Consider the following 23396-nt stretch of genomic DNA (forward strand, 5'->3'; position numbering starts at 1 on the left):
ACCGTGGTCGGGCTACCCGGCGAGGACCGCCCGCAGCCACCGCGGTAGCGGTAGTACCTGCCGCCGCACAGCACGCGGCACCTCAATTCTGGACCGGCGTGGTCGGCGCTGCGGGGGTATTGCGCACACTGCGCGACCCGAACATCGCTGTTCGGGTCGCGTTCGGAGGGATATGCCCGCTCAGGCGGCGGCCGGCAGAAGATCCAGGTCGGACGCGCGCAGCGGCGCGGCGGAACTGGTCAGGTAGCGCTGCAGGGTGGAGCGCTCGTCCAGCACCAGCCAGGTGATCCGGTCGGCGTGCTCGGGCTGCTGGTCCTTGGTGGTGACGCCGACCGTGGTGCCGAGCGCGTAGGAGCCGTCATCGGTGACCGGGACGGTGATGGCGCCGATCTTCATGGCGGCCCGCTCGGCCACCACGGACTCGATGGGCTGGTCGATCGCCACCGCGATACGGGTGCCCGGTCCCGCGCCGATGCGCAGCAGCAGCCGGGCCAGGCGATTGGACCAGCGATCGAGCTCGGCGTAGGTGAGGTCGCAATCCGCGGTGGACACCACGACCGCCTGCGGGTCGACCTCGGCGACGGGCTGTGCGATCGGCAGGGCGTACAGGTTGTCGGCGAGCGAATCGGTCAGCGTGTGCATGTCGTGTCCTCGAGAGTCGATTGAGAGGTTCTTGGCGTACCTCTTAATCTCGTCCTCGAAGGGGCTTTCCGACAGCAACCCCAGCGCTGGTCCGCGCACTCCCAGGGTGGGGGAAACCGCACCCAAGGGGGTGGTGACGGTCAGTCGGTCACGTAGCCGTTCAGCGTATTGCGCAGATCGGTGAGCAGGGCGCGGGCGGCGGTGAGGCCGTCGCCGTGCCAGACGCTGTCCTCCACGGCGAACACTCGGCGATCGGTGGCGGCGCCGAGTTCCTTCCACTCGTCGGTGCGCAGCACCGCCTCGGCGTGCTTCTTGCCCTCTGGGCCCGCGAGGATCACGTAGATCAAATCGCCCTCCACCTTCGTGGCGAACGCGTCCTCGTGCACGTCGAACGAAGCGCCGCGCTGAGCCGCGGGACGCTGCACGCCCGCGTCGGCGAGCACCTGGCCGGAGAAGCTGTCGCCGCCCTGCACCCGCTCGGCGTCGGCGGTGAACCTGACGACCGACGCCTGGGTCTGGCCCGCCGCCAGCGCCACACCGGTGTCGCGCGCCTCGGTGCGGTAGTTCTGCAACGCGGTCTCCGCCGCGCCGCGACGTCCCAAACCGGCCGCGAACGCCGCGAATTCGGCCTGCCAGCTGTCGTTCGAGCCGACCAGCACCGTCGGGGCGATGGCCTGTAGCGCCGCGAAACTCGCCGACTGCGTGGGGATCTCGCCCAGAATCAGGTCGGGGTGCAGGCTCGCGATCCGCGCCGGGTCGGGCTGCGCGGCGGTGCCGACGGCGGGGATCTTCAGCACGCCGGTGCCGAGGTAGTCCGGCTGCGGACTGGGCCCGTCCATCGTCACCGTGCCCACGACTCGCTCCCACAGACCGAGTGCGCAGACCGCGTCCAGCGCGGAGGTGCTGAGCACGACGACGCGCTGCGGGTCGGCGGGCACCTCGGAGACGCCCGCCGCATGGGTGACGCTGCGGGTGGCCTCGCCCGCCGGATCCGGCGCGCTCGGCAGCGCGCACGCCCGGGTGGTGTCGCGCTCGAGTCCCACCACGCCCGCGCCCGCGATATTGGTGGTGGTGCGCACGATGGACGCGGCGTCGTCGGTGGTGCCGCCGCACCCGGCCACGAGGAGCGCGGCGCACCCCGCCACGATCGCCCGGAACCGGTGACCGCCCGCGCTGCTGCGCGACCGGACCGCGCGAATTCGGCCGCGTACATGCAAAACGTCGCTCACCGGCATGCGAGTGAGGGTACATGTCGGCGCCGGTCGTCCCATGGGTGAGGTCGGAGCCGTGAACGTCCGCGCACCGGGGTTCGGTGTGCGCCGGGGTCGGACCGTCCGCGGCCCGAAATCGAAGGGATTCAGGCTCGATTGCCGCCGATGCTGAAGCGGGCGCCGGTGGCGTCGGCGACCGCGGACATGCGGCCGTAGGGGGTGTCCTCGGGCGGGGAGAGCACCGAGCCGCCGAGTTCGACGAGGCGTTCGACGGACTTGTCCACGTCGTCGGCGCCGAAGTAGACCGTCCACCCCGCGGGGGCGCCCTCGGGCAGGAATGCCGAGGCGTCCATGACCCCGCCCAGCATCGGGCTCTCGGCGTGGATGGTGGAGTAACGGAACTCCGGAGCGTCGGAGATGGTGAAGACGTCCGACCAGCCGAAGACTTCCCGGTAGAACGCCAGCGAGGCGTCGTAGGTGCGGGTGTGCAGCTCGAACCAGGACGGCGCGCCCGCGTGATCGCGCCACTGGCCGCCCGACACCAGACCCATGGTCTCGAACCCGGGGAACGTCCCGGCCTGCCAGATTCCGACGCCCGCGCCTCCGACGTCGCCGAGCACGGCCATCGTGCCCAGTTCGCCGACCGCCATCGGCGGCACCACCAGCGACGCCCCCGCCGCGCTCGCCGCATCGGCGATGGCCTGCGCGTCGGGACCTGCCAGATACACCGTCCACTGCTCCGGGCTGTCGGTGTCGCCGGGCATCCTGGCCATCGCGCCCGCCACCGCCCGCCCGTCCTTGCGGAAGGTGACATACCCGCCGAACTCCTCGCCCGCGCTCTCGGCGGTCCAGTCGAACAGGTCGCGGTAGAACGCGATACTGCGATCGAGGTCGGAGCTGTACAGATCCACCCAGCAGGGATCGCCGGGCTTGCGGCCATTCGGTGTCGTCATCACTGGTCTCCTGGTCGAGAGGGAAGTCGTGTCACCGATACAGACGACCGTCGCCCACGGAACTCATCGGCCCCCACCCCGCCGAGTGCGACCCCTGGATGGCCGACCCCCGGCGCAAGGGCGCGAATCGCGCATACCCACCAGCGTCGAACTTGCCGACTTCCCGCTGACCCACCCCCACGCTGCCCGAACCGGCCGCGAAGCCGTCTATGTCGGCGTCACCCGGCACCGCAAGCATCCAGCTCATGGATTGTCGCCGACGCGACCACTCGGCCCAGCCGCGTCTTTCGAGCGAAGCGAAACCGAGCATGTGCCGTTCGCGAGCCATGAAGGGGCCGCGAACACGCCGCGCCGCAGGCGCGGCCGAACAACCCCGCCAAACAAATACGACAGAGAGTAGGACCCGTTCGGTCGGCTCGGGAGGCGCGGGTTTACGATTCGAAGAGCGCAAGCGAACTGTCGTCTGTCCCGACATAGGGATGGATGCGATCAGCGGAGCCTGCGGAGCGAATTGAAGGCACCTTTCAGGAGGATCAGTGACTGCCGTAGAGCCCCAGCCAGTCCCTCAGTTGGAAGCGACTCGGCCTTATCCGGCTCGGACCGGGCCGAAGGGCTCGTTCATCTACAAGATGGTCACCACCACGGACCCCAAGGTCCTGGGTGTCATGTACCTGACCACGTCGATGGGCTTCTTCCTCATCGGTGGCCTGATGGCCCTGCTGATGCGCGGTGAGCTGGCCCGGCCGGGCCTGCAGTTCCTCTCCACCGAGCAGTTCAACCAGCTGTTCACCATGCACGGCACGATCATGCTGCTGTTCTACGCGACCGCGATCGTGTTCGGCTTCGCCAACATCATCCTTCCGCTGCAGATCGGCGCCCCCGACGTCGCCTTCCCGCGCCTGAACGCCTTCAGCTACTGGCTGTACGCGTTCGGCGCCAGCATGGCGACCGCGGGCTTCATCACCCCGGGCGGCGCTGCGGACTTCGGCTGGACGGCGTACGTGCCGCTCACCGACATCCTGCATTCGCCCGGCGTCGGCACCGACCTGTGGATCCTGGGCCTGGCGGTGTCCGGTCTGGGCACCATCCTCGGTGGCGTGAACATGCTGACCACCGTCGTCTGCCTGCGCGCTCCCGGTATGACCATGTTCCGGATGCCGATCTTCACCTGGAACATCGCCGTCACCAGCGTCCTGGTGCTGCTGGCCTTCCCGCTGCTGACCGCCGCGCTGTTCGGCCTGGCCTACGACCGCCACCTGGGTGGCCACATCTACGACCCCGCGACCGGCGGCATCCTGCTCTACCAGCACCTGTTCTGGTTCTTCGGCCACCCCGAGGTGTACATCATCGCGCTGCCGTTCTTCGGCATCGTCTCGGAGATCTTCCCGGTCTTCTCGCGTAAGCCGATCTTCGGTTACACCACGCTGGTCTACGCCACGCTCGGTATCGCCGCGCTGTCCATCGCGGTGTGGGCGCACCACATGTACGCGACCGGCGCGGTGCTGCTGCCGTACTTCTCGTTCATGACCTTCCTCATCGCGGTCCCGACCGGTGTGAAGTTCTTCAACTGGATCGGCACCATGTGGCGCGGTCAGCTCACGTTCGAGTCGCCGATGCTGTTCTCCATCGGCTTCATCGTCACCTTCCTCTTCGGTGGTCTGTCCGGCGTCATCCTGGCCAGCCCGCCGCTGGATTTCCACGTCACCGACTCGTACTTCGTCGTGGCGCACTTCCACTACGTGCTCTTCGGCACCATCGTGTTCGCCACCTACGCGGGCATCTACTTCTGGTTCCCGAAGATGACCGGCCGGATGCTGGACGAGCGCCTGGCGAAGTGGCACTTCTGGACGACCTTCATCGGCTTCCACACCACCTTCCTGGTCCAGCACTGGCTGGGCGCCGAGGGCATGCCGCGCCGCTACGCCGACTACCTGCCCGGCGACGGCTTCACCACGCTGAACACGATCTCCACGATCGGCGCCTTCGTGCTCGGCGCGTCGATGCTGCCGTTCCTGTGGAACGTCTTCAAGAGCTACCGCTACGGCGAGGTGGTCACCGTGGACGACCCGTGGGGCTACGGCAACTCCCTCGAGTGGGCCACCACCTGCCCGCCGCCGCGGCACAACTTCTACGAGCTGCCGCGCATCCGCTCCGAGCGCCCCGCGTTCGAGCTGCACTACCCGCACATGGTCGAGCGCATGCGCGCCGAGGCCCACGTGGGCTGGGGCGCGGGCAAGCACGCGACCGAGCTGCACGAGCCGAACGCCCTGGCGAAGTAGGGCGTTTCCGCGCCGGGGCAACGCGCGGGCGACGTCCGGCCCCGCCGTAGGATTCATCGCGACGAGTGTGCACCCGCTGGTCATCAGCGGGTGCACACTCGTTTGTGGAGATCAGTACGCACCGTGCGTTGCGACAACGACGTCCAGCACAGCGACGGCGAACATCGAACATGGAGCGCATCAGTTGGCCGACACCACCGTCCTCGTCACCGTCACCGGACCCGACCGCCCCGGTGTGACCTCCGTGCTGCTCGCGGCCATGTCCCGGCACCATGTGAGCCTGCTGGACGTGGAGCAGGTCGTGATCCGGGGCAGGCTGACCCTGGGCGTCCTGGTCACCTGCCCGACCGACGCCGAGGCGTTGCAGGACGAACTCGAAGAGGCCATGAACACCGTCGGCATGCACGTCGACGTGGAAGTGGACGCGGCGATCGGCAGGCAGCCGATGTCCACGCACGCGGTGGTGATCCTCGGGAGTCCGGTCACCGCGCGGGCGTTCAGCGCGGTGTCACGGCAACTGGCCGTCTTGGGCGCCAATATCGACACCATCCGCGGTATCGCCGACTACCCGGTGACCGGCATGGAGCTGCTGGTCACGGCGACCGACTCCGGCCCGGACACCGACTCGCGGCTGCGCACGGCGCTGGCCGAGGTCGCCGTGGCCGAACAGGTGGACGTCGCCGTGGAGCGGGCCGGGCTGGCCCGCCGGGGCAAGCGGCTGATCGTGTTCGACGTCGATTCGACGCTGATCCAGGGCGAGGTCATCGAGATGCTCGCCGCGCACGCGGGCGTGGAGGACGAGGTCCGCAAGGTCACCGAGGCCGCGATGCGCGGGGAGATCGACTTCGCCGAATCGCTGCGGCAGCGGGTCGCGACGCTGGCCGGGCTGGACGAGTCGGTGATCGAGGAGGTGGCCGACCGGATCGAGCTGACCCCCGGCGCGCGCACGACCATTCGCACCCTGCGCCGGATCGGTTTCCGCTGCGGCGTGGTGTCGGGCGGCTTCCGGCAGGTGATCGAGCCGCTGGCGCACGAACTGGAGCTGGACTTCGTGCAGGCGAACACGCTGGAGGTCATCGACGGCAAGCTGACCGGCCGCGTCGTCGGCGAGATCGTCGACCGTGCGGCCAAGGCGACCGCGCTGCGCAAGTTCGCGGCCGAGGCCGGGGTACCGATGGAACAGACCGTCGCCGTGGGTGACGGCGCCAACGACATCGACATGCTCAACGCCGCCGGGCTCGGGGTCGCCTTCAACGCCAAGCCCGCGCTGCGCGAGGTGGCCGACGCCGCGCTCTCGCATCCGTACCTGGACGCCGTCCTGTTCATCCTCGGGGTCACCCGGCACGAGGTGGAGGCCGCCGACGCCAGGGACGGCCTGCTGCGCCGCGTTCCGCTGGGCTGAGCGGTCCGGAACCGAGCATCCGGACGACTCGCGGCCTGCCGCTGCGCAGATCACGATCGGTAGGCTCGCCGCGAGTTGATCATTCGCCGATCGGAGGACAGGTGCGCGAGTCCCTGCTGGTTCTGCTGCTCTGTTCGACGGTGGTGGGTTGCGGCAACGACTCGCGCGAGACCCATCCCGCCGAGGACGCGAAACCGGTTGTGCGGGTTGGTGATGCCGACGACGGGCAGCAGCGGCGGCTGCTGGTCGGACAGCGTCTCGTGGTCGCCCTGCCAGCCAACCCGTCGACCGGATACTCCTGGAGTGTCGCGCAGATGGATTCGTCGGCGGTCCGGCAGGACGGCGAGGCGGATTACGAACCCGATCCGGCCGTGCCGGTCGCGCCGGGCGCGGGTGGCACCGCCGTATGGAACTTCGTTGGAGTCGAGGCCGGTGTCACCCCGTTGAAGTTGGAGTACACGCGTCCGTGGGACCAGGGCTTGGCACCGGCACGGACGTTTTCGTTGACGATCGAGGTGCAGTGATGACGCGCATTCCGGAATGTGGCGCCGAAGTCGGGCGCGGCGCAGAGAATTCCACGGCCGCCCCATCCGACCTCGCCGCGGCGACCTCGGATATCGCGACATTCCATGCCAGGCATGCGGAGCTGGCGCGCGGCTACCACGGCGCGGGCGATCCGGACGACCCCGCCATGGTGCAAGCGATGCAGATGGTCCTGCACCTGCCCAAGGCCGATCCGCCCCCGCGCAGCGCGTTGCTGGCAGCGGCCGCGGCCGCCGCGGTGGCGCTGTGCCTGGACGAGCGGGTCGGGCCCGGCGGCGAGTGGGAACAGCCGTATCTCGCATGGAAGCGGTCGCGCATTCGCAAGGTGGCCCGGCGGGCGCGCGGCGCGCAGTGGCAGGCCACCTGCGCGGTACCGGGCGTCACCGTCGAGATCGACGGCGCGCAGGCGCGCGCGTTGGTCCCCGGACCGGTGGGCGAGGTCGATCCGCGGATCAAGCGTCTGCAAATCGGCGGCACCGATCTCGAGCACGACGCTCCCGGGCCGCCCGATCCGCTCCTGCCGGTGCTGTGGGTGAACGCCGCGCTCGGGATGACGCTGGGCAAGACGGCCGCGCAGGTGGGTCACGCGAGCATGCTGCTGGCCGGTGCGTTGCCGGTCGAGCACGCGCTGCGCTGGGCGGAACTGGGCTTCAGGTGCGCGGTGCGCGAAGCCGACCCGCCGCGCTGGGCGTCGCTGGCCGGGCAAGTGGCCGAGGGCGGTGCGGTCGCCGTGCGCGACGCCGGATTCACCGAAGTGGCGCCCGGCTCGATGACGGTGATCGCGGTGCCCGCCCGAACCTGGTGAAACCTCCTGCGGCGTCCCCGTCGTGGGCGTGTCGGTGCGGCGGCCGACGCGGTCGTGACAGCGGCGTTCCGGCGTAGATCCGACCGACCGGCTCGGTTTTCCCTCCCCGCGTTGGCAAGTGTCCCCTCAGGTGGGCCAAGATGGAGCGCGTGCCGCAACCGGATCCCGATCTGCTCATCGATTTCACCGACGTGACCGTCCGCCGCTCGGGCCATACTCTCGTCGGTCCGGTCACCTGGCAGGTCGAACTCGACGAACGCTGGGTGGTCCTCGGTCCCAACGGCGCGGGCAAGACCTCGCTGCTGCGGATGGCCGCCGCCGAGATGCACCCCACCGCGGGCGTCGCCCATCTGCTCGGGGAGCGGATCGGGAAGGTGGACATCAACGAGTTGCGTCCGCGCATCGGCCTGTCCTCGGCCGCGGTGGCCAGCCGGGTTCCGATCGATGAGAAGGTCAGCGACCTGGTGGTGTCCGCGGGCTACGCGGTGCTCGGCCGCTGGCGGGAGCGCTACGACGAGATGGACACCGACCGCGCCATCGACATGCTGGAAAGCCTCGGGGCCGAACATCTCTCGGACCGCACCTACGGCACGCTGTCGGAGGGCGAGCGCAAACGGGTGCTCATCGCCCGCGCGCTGATGACCGATCCCGAGCTGCTGCTGCTCGACGAACCGGCGGCGGGCCTTGACCTGGGCGGCCGCGAGGAACTGGTGGAGCGGCTCGGCGATCTCGCCGCCGACCCGGACGCCCCCGCGATCGTGCTCGTCACCCATCACGTGGAGGAGATTCCCCCCGGCTTCACCCACGGCCTGCTGCTCAACGAGGGCGAAGTGGTCGCGCAGGGACTGCTGTCCGACGTGCTCACCTCGGAGAACCTCAGCGACGCCTTCCGCCAATCGATCGCGCTGGATCGAGTCGACGGACGCTACTTCGCGCGCCGCTCGCGCCGCGCGGGCCGGCACCGCACCCGCTGACTCGGACGGTGTCCGTCGCTCACCAAGCGCGCGTTAGGGTGCAGGGGTGAGTGAGAAAGAACCGCAGGCAGACTCTCAGCAACCGATCAAAGACGCGTCGACGGTGATGCTGGTGCGCGACGGCGCCGACGGGCCCGAGATCTTCCTGCAGCGCCGGGTCGGCGCCATGGCGTTCGCCGCGGGCATGACCGTGTTCCCCGGCGGCGGCGTCGACCCGTCCGACGGAACCGCGGACATCGCCTGGTCCGGGCCCGAGCCCGCGTGGTGGGCCGAGCGGTTCGCCACCACCGAGGCCAGGGCCAAGGCGCTGGTCTGCGCGGCCGTCCGGGAGACGTTCGAGGAGTGCGGCGTGCTGCTGGCAGGCCCGACCGCCGACAGCGTCGTCTCCGACACCACCGGTTACCGGGACGCGCGCGGCAGGCTGGAGCGCAGGGAATTGTCGCTGGCATCCTTCCTCGCCGAGGAGGAACTCGTCCTACGCGCCGATCTGTTACGGCCGTGGGCGAACTGGATCACCCCGGTCATCGAGCCGCGCCGCTACGACACCCGGTTCTTCGTCGCCATCCTCCCGGAGGGGCAGCTCGCCGACGGCGCCACGTCCGAGGCGGCGGAGGTGCGGTGGAGCACCCCCGCCGAAGCGCTGGCGCGCTGGCGTTCCGGCGCCGACGTGCTGCTGCCGCCGACCTGGACACAACTGGTCGAACTCGGCGAATTCCACTCCACCGCCGACATCCTGGCAGCGCAGCGGGCGATCGATCCGATCCTGCCGGTGCTGGCCGATTCGGACGGCAGACAGTTGCTCTCCTTCCCGGACAACCACCGCTACTTCGCCGATCTCCCCGACGCCGGGCGCCTCAAAGGTTCCGTGCGGCCCTGACGGGGTGCCCCTGCCCCACGTGGAGGTTGGGCGCGGTTTGCCTCCGGCGAATGCCGCTTGCCGCCGCTCTCCGTCCTCAGGGCTGACCAAAGGTGCCGGTGCGCACCCGGTAGCGTGGCCTGCCATGGCCGAATTCGTGACCCTGGAGCTGCCCGAGGGCGATGCCGCGCGCGGCGTGGCCGTCCTGCGGTTCGCCCGCCCGCCGATGAATCTGCTGAACGCGCAGCTGGTGCGGGAACTGGCCGAGGCGGCCGACGCCGTCGCCGCCGACCCGGGCGTTGCCGCGGTGGTCGTGTACGGCGACGAACGGGTGTTCTCGGCGGGTGACGACGTGGCCGAACTGTTCGGTCTCGGCAGTGATCAGGCCGCCGCAATGGCGGCCGACTTGCAGCAGGACCTCGGTTGCCTGGCCCGGATCCCGCAGCCCACGGTCGCGGCGATCAGCGGTTACTGCCTCGGCGGTGGGCTGGAGCTGGCGCTGGGCGCGGACCGCCGCGTCATCGGTGACAACGTCAAGCTGGGTCTGCCGCAGATCAAGACGGGCTTGATCCCGCTCGCGGGCATCCGTCGGCTCGCCCTGCTGATCGGACCGGGCCCGGCCAAGGACCTCGTCTACACCGGTCGTTTCGTCGAGGCGGACGAGGCGAAGGCGCTCGGCCTCGTCGACGAGGTCGTCGCGCCGGACGACGTGTACACCGCCGCGATGCGGTGGGCACGCCAGTTCACCGACGGTCCCGCCCGCGCCCTGGCCGCCGCCAAAGCGGTCTTCGAAGCAGGTCCGCACGGCCTCGATCGCGCCCGTGGCGAGTGGTCGGCCCTGTTCACGACCGAAGATCGCCTGATAGGAACAGGTTCCTATCTGACCGACGGTCCGGGGTCGGCGGAATTCGTGGGGCGATAGCAGGCGTCAACTGCGGATTTGGGTAGGCTTGCCGACCATGACGGTACGTCCCGACGACCCCGCGCCGAACCCGCACGCCACCGAGGCAGAGGTCGAAGCAGCGCTCAAGGATACGAAGCTGGCCCAGGTTCTCTACCACGACTGGGAGGCCGAGACCTACGACGACAAATGGTCCATCTCCTATGACGAGCGCTGTATCGAGTACGCGCGCGGCCGGTTCGACTTGGCCGTGGGTCCCGCGCCACTGCCTTACGGCAAGGCGCTGGAACTGGGCTGCGGTACCGGCTTCTTCCTGCTGAACCTGATGCAGGCGGGCGTGGCGAAGTCCGGCTCGGTCACCGACCTGTCGCCGGGCATGGTCAAGGTCGCGCTGCGCAACGCGCAGCACCTCGGTCTGGACGTGGACGGCCGGGTCGCCGACGCGGAGACCATCCCCTACGACGACGACACCTTCGATCTGGTGGTCGGCCACGCGGTGCTGCACCACATCCCCGACGTCGAGCTGGCGCTCAAGGAGTGCCTGCGTGTGCTCAAGCCGGGCGGCCGCTTCGTGTTCGCCGGCGAGCCGACCACCGTCGGCAACTTCTACGCGCGCTGGCTGGGCCGGATCACCTGGAAGGCCACCACCACGGTCACCAAGCTGCCGATGCTCAGCGACTGGCGGCGTCCGCAGGAGGAGCTGGACGAGTCCTCGCGCGCGGCCGCCCTGGAGGCGGTCGTCGACCTGCACACGTTCGATCCGCGCGCCCTGGAGGCGATGGCCCGCTCGGCGGGCGCCGTCGAGGTGGCCGCCAAGACCGAGGAATTCGCGGCCGCGCTGTGGGGCTGGCCGGTGCGCACCTTCGAGGCGGCCGTGCCCGCCGAGAAGCTCACCTGGCGCTACCGGATGGCGATGTACCGCGCTTGGCTGGGGTTGAGCTGGGTGGACGAGAACGTCATGCGCCGTGTGGTGCCGCGCCAGTTCTTCTACAACGCCATGATCACCGGCGTGAAGCCGAGCTCCGCCGGAAAGTAGTGGGCCGCGCTACCTCTCGCGACCGCATCGCCGACCTGGGCAGCGACCATGCTGCCCAGGTGAGACGGCCCGCGTCTGCGCGTCGGAACCTGGAGATGGGGCGCCACCGCAACGGTGACCGGACCAAGGCTCACGGGATCGCCACAGAAATTCGGGAACAGGTCGCCGTTGAGATCACCCGCACCGGCAACCCGAGCCGGGCCGTCGCGACGACTCGGGTTGCGGTCCCGACACCCGGACTCAGGCTGGTCGGCACGGTGCGGACGACTACGGGAGCTCGGTAGTGGGCTACCGCTTCACCCGTGATGATGTCGGGTACCTCGGTAGCGCGATCGGCCGGGACGCGCTGGCCGAGGCGGATCGGCTGGCGCTCACCCCGGCGACGCACCTGCGGGATCTCGAGTTCGTGCGTCGCGCGCACGGCGACCGGGCGGCGGCCCTGATCGAGACCGTGCGATTGCGGCGCAGAGCCGCCGCGAAACTCCTCGACGCCGGGCAGTGGCTCCTCACCGACGACGCGCTTCAGCAGGCCACCCCGACGCTCGTGGCACGGCAGCGGGCCACCCGGCTGGCCGGGCGGACGGTGCACGACGTCACCTGCTCGATCGGAGCCGAACTCGTCGAGCTGGCCCGGGTGTGCCCGGCGGTGCTCGGCAGCGATCTGGACGAGGTGCGGCTGGCGATCGCCGCGCACAACCTGGGGGCGCACCGGCTCGGAGCGGGGGAGCGGGCCTGCCTCACGTCCGCCGCCTCCCCGTCGGAGCTGACCCGGAATGTGATGCTGATCAGGGCGGATGCGCTGCGTCCGAGTAGTCGCGACACCGTGATCATCGCCGACCCGGCCCGGCGCGCCGACGGCCGCCGCACGCACGACCCGGCCAAACTCCAACCGCCGCTGCCGGATCTGCTCGCGGCCTACGCCGCCCGTGATATCGCCGTGAAATGCGCTCCCGGTCTGGACTTCGACCGGCTCGACTGGTCCGGTGAGGTCGAGGTGGTCTCGCTCGACGGCTCGGTGCGTGAGGCGTGCCTGTGGTCTCCAGGGCTCACCGAGGCCGGAGTGACCCGTCGCGCGAGGGTGCTCTCGTCCAAGGGCGGCGGGTGGACCATCACCGATGCCGAACCCGACGTCATCGAGGAGCGCCCGCCGGGGCAGTGGATCATCGACCCGGACGGCGCCGTCGTGCGTGCCGGACTCGTGCGTCATTACGCCGCGAAACACGGCTTGTGGCAATTGGATCCGCGCATCGCCTATCTCACCGGAGACACCGTCCCCGAGGGTGTGCGTGGCTTCCGCATCCTCGACCGCATGGACTTCCGCGAGAAATCCCTTCGCGCCGAACTCCATCGCCGCGACTGCGGCCCTCTCGAAATCCGCACGCGAGGCGTGGATATCGACCCCGATGCGCTCCGTTCGCGCCTCAAACTCCGTGGCACTCGACCGCACACGCTGGTGATCACACGAATCGGCCGTGCCGCGACGGTCTTCCTCTGTTCCACCCCGTGACGATCCGGCTGCGTCGCGCGCTACGCCGGGAGTTTCGCGACGACGAGTCTCGCCGCGGCGGCCCACCGTCGGTCTGTCGGCGGGGCGGACAGATTGCTGCCGACGAGAAAGACGCGGACGACGAACCGGTCGGTGAGGACCCAAGCCTGCGGGAACTCGGCCTTCGCTTCGATGAGGACCGATCGCCCGATCCCCGGGAGTTCGCGCGTGGTCGGACTCTTCAGCCGCGCGATGGTCGCCTCGGTCACCGAACCCTGTTGCGGCCGCATCACCTTGATCGATGCGGTGAAGGACAGAATCCCACCGGCGGTGAGGTAGTAGGTGCAGCTTCGGCCGTAGGAACCGTCGTCGCGCTTGGTCTTGGTGTCGTGCCCGTCGCCGAGGCTCACCTCCGCCAAGGCACTGATTTCCGCCCCGCTCAGAACACACTCGTCATCGACGGCGTGTTCCTGGAACGGATCATCGGCGACCGGCGCCGGTGTGGTTGTCGCGGCCCGGCTCTGCGACGCTGCCACCGGACGCCCGTCGACCGTGCCGGCGCACGCCGCGGTAGACGTGAGTAGAGCGATAGCGACTACCGTCGCCCCGCCGAGACGCGCAAGAATCCCACTCTTCGCCAAAGTTCCCCCCTCGGACCAGCACACAACAAGATCGAGGCGACTCTACCGCCGACTCGGCCGCGCCGACCAACCGCGCTGCCGCGGCCTCAAAGATGCCATTCGCCACTTCGCGGTCCGGCTCAGACGAAGACCCGCCCGGCGTACGAGCGGGGGTGAGAGGACCGACGATGCTTACTTCTCCGGCGCGAACGCGAAGATCTCGCCGATGCGGGTGGCGACCACGACCTCGCCCTTCGCGCCGACCGATGTGCCGGTGGTGGTGCCCTTCGCGCCCGGCAGCACATCGGAGTCGAGGGTGGCTCCGGTCTGCGTGTCGAAGGTGACGAGGTTCAGGCCGTCGCCGATCGCCGCGACGGCGTAGCCGGTGTCGCCCGCGGTCTGCGCCGCGGAGCCGCGCAGCGCCAGATCCTTGCGCTCCCAGACGGTTTCCACCGCGTCGCCGTTGTCCCGCAGCCCGAGCAGGTAGCCGTCGTCGCCGGAGGGGATGATCAGGCCGTCGTCCGACACCGAGATGCCCCCGCGCGGCGTCCAGTCCAGCCGGTGGACCCACTTGGTTCGCCCGTCGGCGGTGTCCAGGGCGATCAGGCGGTTGTTGTTGTCGCCCACGTAGAGGGTGGCGCCGTCGGCGGACAGGGCCGGGCTGGTCGCGCTGCCGCCGAGCAGCAGTTCGGCGCTCCACTCCCGCACGAGCTTCTCGCCGGTGTAGCGCAACGCGACCACTGCCGCCGCGGGCCGCCCCGGCTGCCAGAGCGTCACGTAGAAGCGGCCACTGCCGGCGTCGACGGCGGAGATGGTCGCGACGGGGCACTGCGGCCCGCCGGTGGCGCAGTCGTCCAGGCCCTGGCTCGCGTCGGGCCAGCTGAGGCCCGCGTGCACGAGGAAATCCGGTTCGCCGAGCAACTGCACGGTCGGCACCGTCCGGTCGCCTGTCTGCCTCGACAGCACGTCGACCTGGCCGGAACGCGTGACGGTCAGCAGCTTTCCGTCACCGGTGAACTGCACCGAGGCCGGTGTTCCCGCGACGGGCGTGGCCCACCGTGGCTGCCCCAGGTAGTTGAACGAGATCACCCGGCTGTCGTCGCCGACGTAGACGTTGCTCATCCCGTCGACCGACGAGGGCGCGGTAATCGCGCTCGGGCCCAAGGCGTTGCAGAACCGTTTGCGGCCGGTGGCCATCTGGAAGGAGAAGATCGAGCAGTTCTGCAGGCGGGTGGTGACGAACAGCTGGCTGTCGGGCCCCAGCGTGATCGGCTGGGCGATCGGGCCGCCGACCGGCCGCTGCCAACTCAGCTCGAGCTCCCGCGATCCGGTGACCGGGCCGGTGCCGCTGTTGCGGCCGTCGTGATAGGCGGCGGTCCAGCCCTTGCCGGTGCCGACGGTGATGTCGTCGTAATCGGTGCCGCACCCGGCCAATGCCAGCGCGCCGACCGCGGCCAGCGCGGCCGCGGCACGTTTCCGGGACGGTCGCCACATGGAAGTAGCCAGTACGCCGCCGCTTCGCACCTGCCGCACTCCTGTCGTCGTTGGCGTTCGCCGTCGCCGTCTCCGGCGCAGGAGTCACTGTACGGGAGGTCCGCGCGCGGGTGAACGCGTCCCGGCGTTCTCGTCGCGGGTGCTCGTCGTGGTGCTCACCGCGGGCGATAGGCTCTATCCGTCGCCGCCGAGGCGCGCGACGGCCGGTAGGACCACGACAGGAGAACCGTTCGTGACGAGCATGTGGGGCGCACCGTTGCGCTCGCGCTGGCGGGGATCGCGCCGCCGGGATCCGCAGCAGGCGCGTTTTCTGACGCCGGCGTCGCTGCGCTGGGTGCTCGCGAACCGGGCGTACACGCCCTGGTATCTGGTGCGCTACTACCGGCTGTTGAAGTTCCGCCTGGCGAACCCGCACATCGTGCTGCGCGGTATGGTCTTCCTCGGCCGCCGCGTGGAGATCCACGCCACCCCGGAGCTGGCCCGCATGGAGATCGGCCGCTGGGTGCACATCGGCGATGGCAACGCGATCCGCTGCCACGAGGGTTCGCTGCGCATCGGTGACAAGGTGGTGTTCGGCAAGGACAACGTCGTGAACACCTATCTCGACATCGAGATCGGGGAATCGACCCTGGTCGCCGACTGGTGCTACATCTGCGACTTCGACCACAAGATGGACGACATCAACGTTCCGATCAAGGACCAGGGGATCGTGAAGAGCCCGGTGCGCATCGGCCCCGACACCTGGATCGCCGCCAAGGTGACCGTGCTGCGCGAGACCAGCGTCGGCCGCGGCTGCGTGCTCGGCGCGCACGCCGTGGTCAAGGGTGAGATCCCGGACTACAGCATCGCCGTCGGCGCACCGGCCAAGGTCGTCAAGAACCGTAAGGCGGCCTGGGAGGCGGGCGCCGAGCAGCGTGCGGAATACCTCGCCGCGCTCGAGGACATCGCCCGCAAGAAGAACGGCGCCACGCAGACCGCCTGACGGGTAGAGCTGGACGGAGTCGCGGCGGCCTCACCTCAGGGCCGGCGAGGGTCTACGCAGTGGCGCCTGAGCGCAGCGCGCGTTCATCCGCGGAGTTCGTCGCGCCGAGCCGTGCGCGGCTGTCGCTGGACGAGCGTCGCCCGCTCGGGTTCCCCACGCCCGCACCTCCGATCCGAGCGGAGACCCGAGGCTGCCCGTTCGAGGCCCGGATTCGTCGGTGCGGGCGAGTAGGTTCGGCGCTATGACTGCCTACGCCGCGCTGCTGCGCGGGATCATGCCGAGCAATCCGAACATGAGCAACGCCAAATTGCGCGGGGTTTTCGAATCGCTCGGCTTCGAAGGCGTCGGCTCGGTACTGGCCAGCGGCAATATCGTGTTCCACACCGCGGAGTCCGACGTGCCCGAGCTCGAGGATCGCATCCAGCAGGCGCTGATCCGGGAGTTGGGGATCGGCGGCGGCACGATCATCCGCAGCCACGACGAACTGCGTGCGCTGCTCGACACCGACCCGTTCCACGGTCTGACCCACGGGCGGGGCACGTACCTGATCGCGACGTTCCTCAAGGACACCGCCGAGCCGCCGGCCAGCCTGCCCGAGCACCCCGATCCGCTCACCCGGGTCGTCGGCTACGACGAGGCCGCGCGCGCCTTCCTCGCGATCATCGACAACAGCGAGCCGGGCAAGACGCCGGACTTCATGGCGTGGCTGGAGAAGACGTACGGCAAGGACATCACCACTCGCACCTGGCTCACCGTCGAGCGCATCGTCAAGAAGCTCGCGGCCTAGCCGGGCCGGATTACTTCGGATCGCGTTCCGGCAGCGGACGTTCCACGATCGAGGGGCGGCCGAGCGGGTTGCGCACCCGCCGCTTGGCCGAGTGGTACACCTGGGCGGTCTCCGCGGCCACCACGTCCCACGCGAAATCGGCGGTGAGCCGTTCGCGGGCGGCGTAGGCGCGCTGCTGCGCGGCGGCGGGGTCGTCGAGGGTGGCGCGGACCGCCTCGACCAAGCCGTCGATGTCCGCGGGCGCGAACGAGGCGCCGGTGACGCCGTCGATCACCGCCTCGCCCAAGCCGCCCGCCGTCGAGGTGATCAGCGGGGTGCCCGCCGCGGCCGCCTCGAGCGCGACGATGCCGAAGGGTTCGTACCGGCTGGGCAGCACGATCGCGTCGGCGCCGTGCAGCCAGCCGAGCAGTTCGGAGTGGTCGAGCTGACCGGCGAAGGTCACCGCGCGGGCCACGCGGTGCACCCGGGCGCGCTCGCGCAACCACTCGAACTGGGTGCCGACGCCGGCGACGGTCAGGGTGGTGCCGGGATGGGCGCGGCGGATGCGGGGCAGCGCGGCGATCGCGTCCTGCACGCCCTTCTCGTACTCGAGCCTGCCCACGTACAGCAACCGGGGCGGACCGCTGCGCGGCGAGCGCGGGCGGAAGGTCCACGCGCCCACGTCGATTCCGTTGCGGATCACCGTCATCGGGATCCGCTCCGGACCGTAGAGCCGTTCGACCTCGTCCTGCATGGACGACGAACAGGTGATCAGCGCGTCGGACTCGTTGGCAAGCCACCACTCCACCGAGTGCACCTGCTTGTTGACCTTGCCCGCGACCCACCCGCTGTGCCGTCCCGCCTCGGTGGCGTGGATGGTCGACACCAGCGGCACGTCGTAGTACTCGGCCAGGGCGATGCCGGGGTGGGCGACCAGCCAGTCGTGCGCGTGCACCACGTCGGGCGTCCAGCCGTCGCCGATGCCCGGCTTGCCGAGCGCGACGCCCGCGCGCACCATCGCGTGCCCCATGGCAAGCGTCCAGGCGAGCATGTCCTCGCCGAAGTCGAAGACCGGCGGGTCCTCCGCGACCGCCACCACCAGCACGCCGTCGGCGATGTAGGAGTGCGTGGGATGGGTCGCGGCGTCGGTGCCGGAGGGACGCCGGGACAGCACGACCACCTCGTGACCGGCCGCGGCCAGTTCGACCGCGAGGTGATGCACGTGCCTGCCGAGCCCGCCCACCACGACCGGCGGGTACTCCCACGACACCATCAAAATCTTCATGCAAGTCCTTCTGCGGCCGAGCCCGGGTCCGCCGGAACCGGCCCGCGGTCCGCGGTGGCGGAGCCCGGTCCTGGCACGGCGGCGGATACTGCCCCGGTGGCGCTGGGTACGGACCCCGCGGAGGTGAGTCGTCGCGCGTCCACGCCGGGGAAGAGTCCGTCAGCTGCCCCCCATCCTGCCGCCAACTGCCGTGCTTTCGCGAGTTGGCCCGCCCCGACGGCCGCGGCGATTTCCCGGACCGCGTGGGCGTGCCGGTGCGCCCGGTCGCGCGCGTAACCCGCGGCGGAGTCCTTGCTCACCATGAACGCCCAGTCGCTGGAGACGGTGAGGATCGCCTCGCGCAGCAGTTGATCGGCGACGTGGTCGCGCAGCCCGAGTGCGCCGCCCTGCGCGGCGCGCATCTTGTCGATGGTGTCCAGGGTCAGCCGCACGATGTCGTCGTTGAGCTCGACCAGATCCCGTACCTGCTCGCCTGCCCACACCCGCCAGTCCTTGCCCGAACCCCAGGACGAGTCGGCCAGCGGCACCGGTTCGCCCAGGTAGCCGCGTGTTCGCGCGTCGGCAAGGGTGCCCACCGTGACGCCCGCTTCCGGCAGCGCGCGCAACACCTGCGCCAGCCACTGCGGCCCCTCGTGCCACCAGTGGCCGAACAGTTCGGTGTCGAACGCGGCCACGACCAGGGCGGGCCGGCCGATCCGGTCGGACTCGGCGATCAACCGTTCGCGCACGGTCCGCACGAAGTCGTCCACGTCCCGCGCCACGGCCGCGGCGGCCAGTTCCGGATCGTAGGGAGCCTTGTCCGGGCCCGCCACGGTCTTGCCGGTGACCCGCGCGGGTTTGAGACCCGTCGCATGGTCGTAGTGATGAAAGTCACGGTAGGCGCCGTGGCCCGGGTAGCCGGATTTCGGGGACCAGACCCGGTAACTCACCTGCAGATCGCGGCCGAACGCGACCACGTCGGAATCCCGCACCGGACGTCCGAGCGTCGTGTCGCCGCGCAGCGCGGGACCGTCGACCATGAAATGTGTCACACCCGCGGCGGCGTAACCGACCTCCATGCCGGGTGTGTATCCGCATTCCGGCGCCCAGATGCCCGTCGGTGTGTGACCCCAGCGGTGCCGCGCGTCGGCCAGGCCCTCGGTGAGCTGGAACCGGCGCATTCGCGGATCCAGCAGCGGCTGGAACGGGTGGGCCAGCGGGCCGCCGAGCAGTTCGATGGTCTCCGCGTCGATGAGCGCCCGCCAGACCGGCGCCGCGCCGTGCCGCCAGTGCTGCTCGAACTCGGCCAGGGCGGCGGCGGCCAAGCGATGTTCGTGCCTGCCCAGCGCGACATTGCCCGCCATGGCGGCTTCGTCGGCGCGCAGCTGCCAGTTGCCCAGCCAGTGGTGCATGCCCGCCAGGCAGTGCGGGTCGTCCAGCTGGGCCGCGAGTACCGGCGTGATGCCGAGGCTGAGCAGATGCGAACGTCCTTCGGCCGCAAGGGTTCGCAGGACCTCGACGAGGGGCAGGTAGGACGCTGCCCAGGACTGGTAGAGCCATTCCTCGCCGACCGGCCAGCGGCCGTGATGGGCCAGCCAGGGCAGGTGGGAGTGCAGGACCAAGGTGAACTGGCCCGGCACCGGGCTTGCGGTACTGAGATCGGTCAAGGCTTCACCGCGATGGCGACCAGATCCAGACTCGCGTCGATGTCCGCGGCGACCAGCGCGAAATCGTCCACCGTGACGCTCGCGACGTCCGCGGTCAGTTCCGCAGGCCACGGTTCGCCCGCCAGCGCCCGTTCGATCTGCGCGTCGATGAACGACCCGCCGTGCTTGGCGTCCAACGCTTTCAGGCCGGGCCCGTGGTGCACGCCGATCATCTGCGTGACCTCGAAACCGGCATCGACCAGCAATTCGGTCAACTCGGCCGCGTTCAGTTCCCTGGTGTGGAACGGGTTGAGCGGAGTGTCGCGACCGGGGGAGAAGGTGATCCGGTTGGGTGTGCTGATCAGCAGTTCGCCGCCGGGGCGCAGCACCCGCAGGCACTCGCGCAGGAACTGGGACTGGTCCCAAAGATGTTCGATCACTTGGAAGTTCACCACGACGTCGACCGAGGCGTCTTCCAGCGGCAGTTCGGCGAGGTTGCCCTGGATCATCTCCACGCGGGGGTAGCGCGCGCGCACGTGCTCGACGGCGCTGGTGTCGTAGTCCACGCCGATCACCTTGGTGGCCACGCCCGCGATCATGTCCGCGCCGTAGCCCTCGCCGGAACCCGCCTCCAGCACGGTCTTTCCGGCGCAGCGGTCCAGCAGGCGGGCGTAGGCGATCTCGTGCCTGCGGAACCAGTAGTTCTCCTCGGCGATGCCGGGAACGGTGCGCTCGCCGGTCAGCGGCAGTGGTTCGACGGCGCCGACGGCGGCCTCGGTGTCCACGGAGATGCCGGACGGGTCGCCCACTGCGGCAGGGATCACAGCCTCGCTCATCACTCCGACGTTACTGGCACCGCATCCGCGGGAAACACCCCACCCGGTCGGCTCGGAAGTGCGGCTCTGGCAGGCCGGACCCGGGGCCGCCGAACCGGGGCACTGTAACGCGTGGTACCCACTTGTGAGAGAGAAGCCACCAAGTTACCCACGGGTAACTTAACGTAAGGTAATGTCACGGCCTGAGCCACCCACCCGGGCGTACGGCGCAGCTCGTGCGACCACCATTTACGTGTAACCAGAACAGGAGGTCGACGAAGACCGATGCCGAACATCGTCGTACTCATCAAGCAGGTTCCCGACACATGGTCGGAGCGCAAACTCACCGACGGTGACTACACGCTCGATCGCGAGGCCGCCGACGCCGTCCTCGACGAGATCAACGAGCGTGCCGTCGAAGAAGCGCTGCTGATCAAGGAAGCCCAGGGCGGTGAGGTCACCGTGCTGGCCGCCGGTCCCGACCGCGCCACCGAGGCCATCCGCAAGGCGCTGTCCATGGGCGCCGACAAGGCCATCCACATCAACGACCCGGCCATCCACGGCTCCGACGCCGTGCAGACGGCGTGGGTGCTGGCCAGCGCGCTCGGCCAGGTCGAGGGTGTCGAGCTGGTCATCGCGGGTAACGAGGCCACCGACGGTCGCGCCGGCGCCGTGCCCGCGATCATCGCCGAATACCTCGGCCTCCCGCAGCTGACGCACCTGCGCAAGCTGACCGTCGACGGTGACAAGATCACCGGCGAGCGCGAGACCGACGACGGCGTGTTCAAGCTGGAGGCCACCCTCCCGGCCATCGTCAGCGTCACCGAGAAGATCAACGAGCCGCGCTTCCCGTCCTTCAAGGGCATCATGGCCGCGAAGAAGAAGGAAGTGCAGACCTTCACGCTGGCCGACCTGGGCGTCGACCCGTCGACCGTGGGCGTCGCGAACGCGGGCTCCACTGTCACCGCGGCCACCCCGAAGCCTCCGCGCACCGCGGGCGAGAAGATCGCGGACGAGGGCGACGGCGGCAGCAAGATCGCTCAGTACCTGATCGGCCAGAAGATCATCTGATCTCGGTAGCGCCTGCAGACTTCCTAGGAGAGAACAAATGGCTGAAGTACTCGTGCTCGTCGAGCACGCCGAGGGTGCGATCAAGAAGGTCAGCACCGAACTGCTCACCGCGGCTCGCGCTCTCGGCGAGCCCGCCGCCGTCGTGCTCGGCACGGCGGGCACCGGCGAGAAGCTGGCCGACGCGCTGGCCGCCGCGGGCGCCGAGAAGATCTACATCGCCGAGTCCGACGATGTGGAGAACTACCTGGTGACCCCGAAGGTCGACGTGCTGGCCGCGCTGACCGAGTCGGTCTCGCCCGCCGCCGTGATCGTCGCCGCCACCGCCGAAGGCAAGGAGGTGTCGGGTCGCCTGGCCGCCCGCATCGGCTCCGGCCTGCTGGTCGACGTCATCGACGTGAAGTCCGACGGCACCGCGGTGCACTCCATCTTCGGTGGCGCGTTCACCGTCGACGCCAAGGTGACCGGCGATGTTCCGGTGATCTCGGTCCGCCCGGGCGCCGTCGAGGCCTCGGCGCAGGCCGGTGCGGGCGAGAAGGTGACCGTCGAGGTGCCCGCGCAGGAAGACGGCGTGGTCAAGGTGACCTCGCGGGAGCCGGTCGTGGCCGGTGACCGTCCGGAACTCACCGAGGCGGGCATCGTGGTCTCCGGCGGCCGCGGCGTCGGCTCCGCCGACAACTTCTCGGTCGTCGAGGCGCTGGCCGACTCGCTCGGCGCGGCGGTCGGCGCCTCGCGCGCCGCCGTCGACTCGGGCTACTACCCGGGCCAGTTCCAGGTCGGCCAGACCGGTAAGACGGTCTCGCCGCAGCTGTACATCGCCCTCGGCATCTCCGGCGCGATCCAGCACCGCGCGGGCATGCAGACCTCGAAGACCATCGTCGCGGTCAACAAGGACGAAGAGGCGCCGATCTTCGAGATCGCCGACTACGGCATCGTGGGCGACCTGTTCAACGTCGCGCCGCAGCTGACCGAAGCGGTCAAGTCGCACAAGGGCTGACACCCTCCGGACGGTCGAAAGGCGGCCCCGACCTTCAGGCCGGGGCCGCCTTTTGCTGCATACCCGTCAGATGGACCGAGACCGCTCTGGTCGGCGTGGTTGACGAATCTCGTGCGTTGCCTGCTAGTTTCAGTGGCGTCAAGTCCCCCGAAGGGGGGGAGTCATCGACACTAGGGGATCAGAAGTGAAGAAGACGGTTACGGGACTGCTGATGGGCGTGCTGGCTACGGGGGCCCTGATCGCCTCCGCGCCTGCGGCGCAGGCAAAGGTGTATCCGAACGAAAAGGAATGCCTGGCCGCCGCGAAGCAGGAGGAGGCGCGGCGCGTTTCCGCGGGCGACATCAATGTCCCCCACTACAGCTGCAGGCCCGAAGGAAACGGCTGGCGAGTGGGCATCTTCCGCTGATCGACGTGGTGAGGGCGGGCTGACCTGGTCCGTACCGCCCTCGCCGCACGATCTGCCGCACAACCCCAGGACCACCGCGTCGATTGCCGCGCGGTGGTCCTGTTCCGTTTTCGACCACAGCCGACTCGAGTCCCGCGATCAGGACGTCGAAGACGCCATCTACGACTGTGACCACACAACTGGTCGAGCGAACAGCCACCGTGCGGCCGACGTGTTGTTTGTGCGCATCGACCACGAAACCGGAGAACCG

At 69.7% G+C, this 23396-nt stretch carries 22 protein-coding genes; 14 read left to right on the forward strand and 8 right to left on the reverse strand.

Annotation, left to right across the window (positions count from 1 at the left end; all coding sequences use genetic code 11):
- Positions 1 to 180: 180 nt before the first annotated feature.
- The 3 genes from ACZ6DL_RS01345 to ACZ6DL_RS01355 all read right to left on the reverse strand — a co-directional run bounded on the left by ACZ6DL_RS01345 (position 181) and on the right by ACZ6DL_RS01355 (position 2806).
- Positions 181 to 642, reverse strand: coding sequence for an AMP-binding protein (locus ACZ6DL_RS01345; protein ID WP_393228146.1), 462 nt, complete (start codon positions 640 to 642; stop codon positions 181 to 183).
- A 140-nt stretch (positions 643 to 782) separates the two neighbouring features.
- A complete protein-coding gene (locus tag ACZ6DL_RS01350) occupies positions 783 to 1877 on the reverse strand; it encodes an ABC transporter substrate-binding protein (RefSeq protein ID WP_466048269.1) in 1095 nt (364 codons plus the stop codon).
- A 122-nt stretch (positions 1878 to 1999) separates the two neighbouring features.
- Complete coding sequence (locus ACZ6DL_RS01355; protein ID WP_466048271.1) at positions 2000 to 2806, reverse strand: VOC family protein; 807 nt, start codon at positions 2804 to 2806, stop codon at positions 2000 to 2002.
- Positions 2807 to 3342: 536 nt separating this feature from the next.
- Here ACZ6DL_RS01355 and ctaD point away from each other — a divergent pair.
- The 9 genes from ctaD to ACZ6DL_RS01400 all read left to right on the forward strand — a co-directional run bounded on the left by ctaD (position 3343) and on the right by ACZ6DL_RS01400 (position 13109).
- Positions 3343 to 5085: an aa3-type cytochrome oxidase subunit I gene (gene ctaD / locus ACZ6DL_RS01360; RefSeq protein WP_083863925.1), complete on the forward strand. Its 1743-nt coding sequence runs from the start codon at positions 3343 to 3345 to the stop codon at positions 5083 to 5085.
- 184 nt (positions 5086 to 5269) lie between these two features.
- On the forward strand, positions 5270 to 6487 hold the full coding sequence (gene serB / locus ACZ6DL_RS01365; protein WP_062969559.1) for a phosphoserine phosphatase SerB: 1218 nt from the start codon (positions 5270 to 5272) through the stop codon (positions 6485 to 6487).
- A gap of 101 nt (positions 6488 to 6588) precedes the next feature.
- Positions 6589 to 7011: a protease inhibitor I42 family protein gene (locus ACZ6DL_RS01370; RefSeq protein ID WP_466048273.1), complete on the forward strand. Its 423-nt coding sequence runs from the start codon at positions 6589 to 6591 to the stop codon at positions 7009 to 7011.
- Entirely contained in the window at positions 7011 to 7835 is an 825-nt protein-coding gene (locus tag ACZ6DL_RS01375) for an aminoacyl-tRNA hydrolase (RefSeq protein WP_466048275.1), read from the forward strand. The genes ACZ6DL_RS01370 and ACZ6DL_RS01375 overlap by 1 nt, the downstream gene beginning before the upstream one ends.
- Before the next feature lie 140 nt (positions 7836 to 7975).
- A complete protein-coding gene (locus tag ACZ6DL_RS01380; RefSeq protein WP_040868647.1) occupies positions 7976 to 8809 on the forward strand; it encodes an ABC transporter ATP-binding protein in 834 nt (277 codons plus the stop codon).
- Positions 8810 to 8915: 106 nt separating this feature from the next.
- Complete coding sequence (locus tag ACZ6DL_RS01385) at positions 8916 to 9686, forward strand: NUDIX hydrolase (protein ID WP_357958004.1); 771 nt, start codon at positions 8916 to 8918, stop codon at positions 9684 to 9686.
- Between the two features lie 124 nt (positions 9687 to 9810).
- Positions 9811 to 10587 carry an enoyl-CoA hydratase-related protein gene (locus ACZ6DL_RS01390; RefSeq protein WP_062969562.1) on the forward strand — a complete coding sequence of 259 codons (777 nt, stop codon included), beginning with the start codon at positions 9811 to 9813 and terminating at the stop codon, positions 10585 to 10587.
- A 37-nt stretch (positions 10588 to 10624) separates the two neighbouring features.
- Entirely contained in the window at positions 10625 to 11602 is a 978-nt protein-coding gene (locus ACZ6DL_RS01395) for a class I SAM-dependent methyltransferase (protein ID WP_181718802.1), read from the forward strand.
- A 283-nt stretch (positions 11603 to 11885) separates the two neighbouring features.
- A complete protein-coding gene (locus ACZ6DL_RS01400) occupies positions 11886 to 13109 on the forward strand; it encodes a class I SAM-dependent methyltransferase (protein WP_466048278.1) in 1224 nt (407 codons plus the stop codon).
- A gap of 20 nt (positions 13110 to 13129) precedes the next feature.
- Here the strand turns inward: ACZ6DL_RS01400 and ACZ6DL_RS01405 are convergent, their stop codons facing one another.
- Positions 13130 to 13624, reverse strand: a complete 495-nt coding sequence (locus ACZ6DL_RS01405) for a hypothetical protein (RefSeq protein ID WP_466048280.1) — start codon at positions 13622 to 13624, stop codon at positions 13130 to 13132.
- A gap of 276 nt (positions 13625 to 13900) precedes the next feature.
- The gene (locus ACZ6DL_RS01410) at positions 13901 to 15202 is read right to left on the reverse strand and encodes an outer membrane protein assembly factor BamB family protein (RefSeq protein WP_466048282.1); all 1302 of its coding nucleotides are present in this window, start codon (positions 15200 to 15202) and stop codon (positions 13901 to 13903) included.
- Positions 15203 to 15434: 232 nt separating this feature from the next.
- Between ACZ6DL_RS01410 and ACZ6DL_RS01415 the strand changes: the two genes are divergently transcribed.
- Both ACZ6DL_RS01415 and ACZ6DL_RS01420 read left to right on the forward strand, forming a co-directional pair.
- The gene (locus tag ACZ6DL_RS01415; RefSeq protein WP_062969608.1) at positions 15435 to 16184 is read left to right on the forward strand and encodes an acyltransferase; all 750 of its coding nucleotides are present in this window, start codon (positions 15435 to 15437) and stop codon (positions 16182 to 16184) included.
- A gap of 241 nt (positions 16185 to 16425) precedes the next feature.
- Complete coding sequence (locus ACZ6DL_RS01420; RefSeq protein WP_393228168.1) at positions 16426 to 16971, forward strand: DUF1697 domain-containing protein; 546 nt, start codon at positions 16426 to 16428, stop codon at positions 16969 to 16971.
- Positions 16972 to 16981: 10 nt separating this feature from the next.
- Here ACZ6DL_RS01420 and ACZ6DL_RS01425 read toward each other — a convergent pair whose 3' ends face one another.
- The 3 genes from ACZ6DL_RS01425 to ACZ6DL_RS01435 are packed head-to-tail and all read right to left on the reverse strand — an operon-like array spanning position 16982 to position 20696.
- Positions 16982 to 18235, reverse strand: coding sequence for a glycosyltransferase family 4 protein (locus ACZ6DL_RS01425; protein ID WP_466048285.1), 1254 nt, complete (start codon positions 18233 to 18235; stop codon positions 16982 to 16984).
- Complete coding sequence (locus ACZ6DL_RS01430) at positions 18232 to 19881, reverse strand: 1,4-alpha-glucan branching protein domain-containing protein (protein WP_466048287.1); 1650 nt, start codon at positions 19879 to 19881, stop codon at positions 18232 to 18234. Before ACZ6DL_RS01430 ends, ACZ6DL_RS01425 begins: the two co-directional genes overlap by 4 nt.
- Positions 19878 to 20696, reverse strand: a complete 819-nt coding sequence (locus tag ACZ6DL_RS01435) for a class I SAM-dependent methyltransferase (protein ID WP_245659839.1) — start codon at positions 20694 to 20696, stop codon at positions 19878 to 19880. The genes ACZ6DL_RS01430 and ACZ6DL_RS01435 overlap by 4 nt, the downstream gene beginning before the upstream one ends.
- A 264-nt stretch (positions 20697 to 20960) precedes the next feature.
- Between ACZ6DL_RS01435 and ACZ6DL_RS01440 the strand changes: the two genes are divergently transcribed.
- From ACZ6DL_RS01440 to ACZ6DL_RS01450, 3 genes are all read left to right on the forward strand, one after another.
- Positions 20961 to 21746, forward strand: a complete 786-nt coding sequence (locus tag ACZ6DL_RS01440; RefSeq protein WP_062969571.1) for an electron transfer flavoprotein subunit beta/FixA family protein — start codon at positions 20961 to 20963, stop codon at positions 21744 to 21746.
- 37 nt (positions 21747 to 21783) lie between these two features.
- Complete coding sequence (locus ACZ6DL_RS01445; protein ID WP_040868613.1) at positions 21784 to 22740, forward strand: electron transfer flavoprotein subunit alpha/FixB family protein; 957 nt, start codon at positions 21784 to 21786, stop codon at positions 22738 to 22740.
- A 184-nt stretch (positions 22741 to 22924) separates the two neighbouring features.
- On the forward strand, positions 22925 to 23146 hold the full coding sequence (locus ACZ6DL_RS01450) for a hypothetical protein (RefSeq protein ID WP_466048290.1): 222 nt from the start codon (positions 22925 to 22927) through the stop codon (positions 23144 to 23146).
- Positions 23147 to 23396: the final 250 nt, after the last annotated feature.

This window comes from Nocardia sp. NPDC041819 (assembly GCF_055590505.1).